Origin of the sequence: Methylobacterium sp. CCH5-D2 (assembly GCF_001556475.1) — a bacterium.
In the GTDB taxonomy this organism is placed as follows: Bacteria; Pseudomonadota; Alphaproteobacteria; order Rhizobiales; family Beijerinckiaceae; genus Methylobacterium; species Methylobacterium hispanicum.
Window position 1 is genome coordinate 1 of sequence record NZ_LSIX01000725.1, and the last position, 3516, is coordinate 3516.

The 3516-nt window shown below is 72.4% G+C and carries 3 protein-coding genes and 1 pseudogene; 2 read left to right on the plus strand and 2 right to left on the minus strand.

The window, feature by feature from the left end:
- The first annotated feature begins 103 nt into the window (after positions 1-103).
- Together AX737_RS19120 and AX737_RS19125 are read left to right on the plus strand one after the other, a co-directional pair.
- Positions 104-2128 (plus strand): ATP-binding protein, encoded by a 2025-nt coding sequence (locus tag AX737_RS19120; protein ID WP_066924171.1) that lies wholly within the window; start codon positions 104-106, stop codon positions 2126-2128.
- 18 nt (positions 2129-2146) lie between these two features.
- Positions 2147-2812, plus strand: a complete 666-nt coding sequence (locus AX737_RS19125; RefSeq protein ID WP_066924173.1) for a response regulator transcription factor — start codon at positions 2147-2149, stop codon at positions 2810-2812.
- A 60-nt stretch (positions 2813-2872) separates the two neighbouring features.
- Here the strand turns inward: AX737_RS19125 and AX737_RS33455 are convergent, their stop codons facing one another.
- Positions 2873-3139: a hypothetical protein gene (locus tag AX737_RS33455; protein ID WP_156453838.1), complete on the minus strand. Its 267-nt coding sequence runs from the start codon at positions 3137-3139 to the stop codon at positions 2873-2875.
- A gap of 111 nt (positions 3140-3250) precedes the next feature.
- Positions 3251-3516, minus strand: a pseudogene (locus tag AX737_RS19130) (DUF2254 domain-containing protein); the annotation flags it as partial.

Sequence of the window (3516 nt, forward strand, 5' to 3'; positions counted from 1 at the left end):
GGCTCGGCCGGTCTCCCCGGCAGGTCCGTCCGCGACGCCCCTCCCTGATCGGTCCCCCCCGCATGACCGCCGACGTGAGAACGGCGACGCCGGCCGCCCCGAACTGCACCGCGGCAACGGACGGACCTTCGTCGCGCTCGCGGTGGCCGCCGCCATCCCCGTGCTGCTGCTCAGTGGCTGGGTGGCGACGCTCATGGCGCAGCAGCAACGCGGACTGACCAGGAGCGCCGCCGTGGCGAGCGCAGGCCGGGTGGCCGAGCGCGTCGCCTCCGACATCGCGACGCAGGTCGCGGTCCTTCGAGCCGAGGCCGCCTCGGCGAGCCTCGACCGGCCGGACCTCGCCGCCTTCTACGCCGAGGCCGAGCGGCTGAGGCAGGAGCACCCGCTCTGGGAGACCGTCGAACTCGCCGGCCCTGACGGCGTGCAGGTCGTGAACCTGCTCCGCTCCCTCGACGACGAACTCGGACCCACCGCCGACCGTGCGAGCTTCGATACGCTGGTTCGGACGAGGCGGCCGGCGGTCGGCGGGATCGGGCCGGTCGGGGCGATCTCGGGCAAGCGCCTCATCGCGCTGCGGGTGCCGGTCGTCCGGGACGGGAACCTCCGCCATGTCCTCTCGGTCGGCCTCGCCACGAACGCGGTCAGCTCGATTCTTCGCGACGCGGGCGCGCCGGAGGGTTGGGTCGGCACCATCGTCGATGCGGCGGGCAACACCATCGCCCGTACGCGGGCCGAGGCGGAGGAACTCGGCCATCCGGCCAGCGCCGCCCTGCAGGCGGCCATCCGGCGGGCGCCGCAAGGTTTCTATACCGGCTCCACCTTGGAGGGGCCGCATATCGAGGTCGTCTACCGCACGCTGAAGGACACCGGCGGCTGGTCGGTGCATTTCGGCCTGCCGGTCGCCACGCTGAACGCGCCGGTCTCGCGCTCCTACCTCGTGCTGGCCGGTGGAAGCGTGCTGAGCATCGGCCTCGGCCTCGCGCTCGTCGGCCTGGTCGGTCGCGACATGGCCCAACGCCGGGCGGGCGAGCAGGCGCGCTTCGCCCTTGCGCTGCGGTCGAGCGAGGAGCAGGGCGCGGTCGCCGCCGAGGCCGCCGAGCTCGGCACCCTGCGATGGGATACGGTCGAGGAGACCGTGACGGCTTCCCGGCGCGCCGCCGAGTTCCTGGGTTGGGAGAGGGAGGTGCCGGAAGGGCGCGAGATGACTGTGGATGCCGACATCGCCTTTCTGGCGATCGACACCGGCGACCGCGAGCGGCTGGCGGCGGAACTGCGGCGAAGTCTCGCCGAGGGCGTGCCCCTCGACGTGGAGTTCCGGGTCTCGCACGGGACCACGGAGCCGCGGTGGGTGCGCCTGACCGGGCGCGTACCCCGGCTTCGGAAGGAGGACCCCGCCGACCTCGTCTACGGCGTGGTTTCGGACGTCGGACCGCGCAAGCGCGCCGAGGCAGAGCGGCTCGACCTGCTGCGCCGCCTCGGCGAGGCACAGGAGAACGAGCAGCGCCGCATCGCCCGGGAACTGCACGACGGGGTCGGCCAGACGGTGACCGGCCTGTCGCTCGGCCTCAAGGGGCTGGAACGGCTGCTCGACGCGCAGGGGGGCTCGGCTGAGGCCGGACGGCAGATCCAGTGGCTGCAGCGCCTCGCCGGCGAGGTCGGGCGCGACATCCATCGCGCCGCCGTCGACCTGCGCCCGACCGCCCTGGACGACCTCGGGCTGCGCGAGGCGCTGGCGACGCTGCTGCGCGAGTGGGGCCAGCGCCACGGCATCCGGTCCGACCTGGAGTTCGTCGGCGACGCCTCCCGCCTGCCACCGGCCGTCGAGAGCGCGGTCTACCGGATCGTGCAGGAGGCGCTCACCAACGTCCTCAAGCATGCGCACGCGGCCACCGTCAGCGTCTGCGTCGACCGTCGGCCGGACGAGATCCAGGTCATCATTGAGGACGACGGTGTCGGCTTCGAACCGGGCCCTGCCGCGTCCGTGGGGCGCACGCCGACCGAGCCGCGGCTGGGTCTCTCGGGCATCCGCGAGCGTTTGGCCCTCCTGAACGGCACGCTTTCGCTGGAAGCGCCCCCGGGCGTCGGTACCACGCTGTTCGTCCGCATCCCGGTGGCGCCGGCCGCCTGACCCACGAGAGGGACCAGAATGGACCGTATCCGCGTCGTCCTGGCCGACGACCATCCGGTCGTCCTCGCGGGCATCCGAACACTGCTCAACGCCGACCCCGAGGTCGAGCTGGTCGGGGAGGCCACCGACGGCTGCGAGGCATTGCCGATGATCCGCGCCGCCGCACCCGACGTCGCCGTGGTCGACGTTTCGATGCCCGGCCTGAACGGCCTCGAACTGACGGAGCGGGTGACGGGCGAGTGCCCCGGCACCCGGGTGCTGGTGCTGACGGTCCACGAGGACGCCGCCTACGTCCAGCCGCTGATGAGGGCCGGCGCGCGCGGCTACCTCCTCAAGCGCTCGGCCGCGGACGACCTGCTCCGGGCGGTCCGGGCGGTGGCCTCCGGCGGCGTCTACCTCGATCCGTCCATCGCCGGTCACGCCCTGGCGGAAACATCCGGCTCGGACGGGCGCCCGGGCACGGCGGAGGGGCGCGAGCCGCTGAGCCCGCGCGAGGCCGAGACCCTACGGCTGATCGCGCAAGGCTTCAGCAACAAGGAGATCGCGCGGCGCATCGACGTCAGCGTGAAGTCGGTCGAGACCTACAAGGCGCGGGCCGCCGAGAAGCTCGGGCTGAGGACCCGTGCCGAGATCATCCGCTACGGCGCCGCACACGGCTGGTTCGACGCCCTGGCCTTGCGGTAGCACCGTCCCTATCACCTCGCCACGAACCGCCCGGACCTGCGACCGACCGCTCCCCGGCAATCAACGGTTCCTTGCGTCGCGCGCCTTCGATGGGGCGGGCGTACCCGGGACCGACGAGCCCCTCCTCGTGATGATCGGAGGCGTCCCGACCGCGCTGGGCTTTGCCTTGGGCAGGGTGCGGTCCTTCGTGAGTGCCCGCGCGCGATCCACCGGCCCCCCGCCCTGAGCGTCGGCCGGCTGCGGCACCAAGCCTCCTGCGAAACCCAGCGGCGGGATGATCACGAGCGCGCCTGCCAGGGTCGAAACATATCTCGGCTTGTCGATCATCGGATCCTCGTCATGCGCGGTCCCTCGCTCAACTTGTACGGCCGTCGCTTGATCCTGACGAATCGACCCGTAAGCGCCACGCTCCTCATCGACCGAGCGTCCAACGCTGGTTCACCCGACGGATCGACCCGCTCCGGTCCTTACCCTGACGAAGCGGGCGTGCCGCTCCTCAAGGTCGGCGAGGTCGCTCGGGTCGGCGACGTCGCGCCGCGCAGCAGCCAGGACGAGGTCGGCATGCCGCCCGAGCTCGGACAGCCGTGTCGTCAGCCGTTCGACCTCCGCGGCGCGGATCAGGACGTCCAGCATCCGCGCGAGCACGTGCACCGAGCCGGCGGCGTTCTGGCGGATCATGTGGAACATCGCGTCGCACAGGCCGT

Excerpts from the sequence above, each read along its gene's own strand:
- AX737_RS33455 (WP_156453838.1), bottom strand. The coding sequence starts at position 3,139 with ATGATCGACAAGCCGAGATATGTTTCGACCCTGGCAGGCGCGCTCGTG.
- AX737_RS19125 (WP_066924173.1), top strand. The coding sequence starts at position 2,147 with ATGGACCGTATCCGCGTCGTCCTGGCCGACGACCATCCGGTCGTCCTC.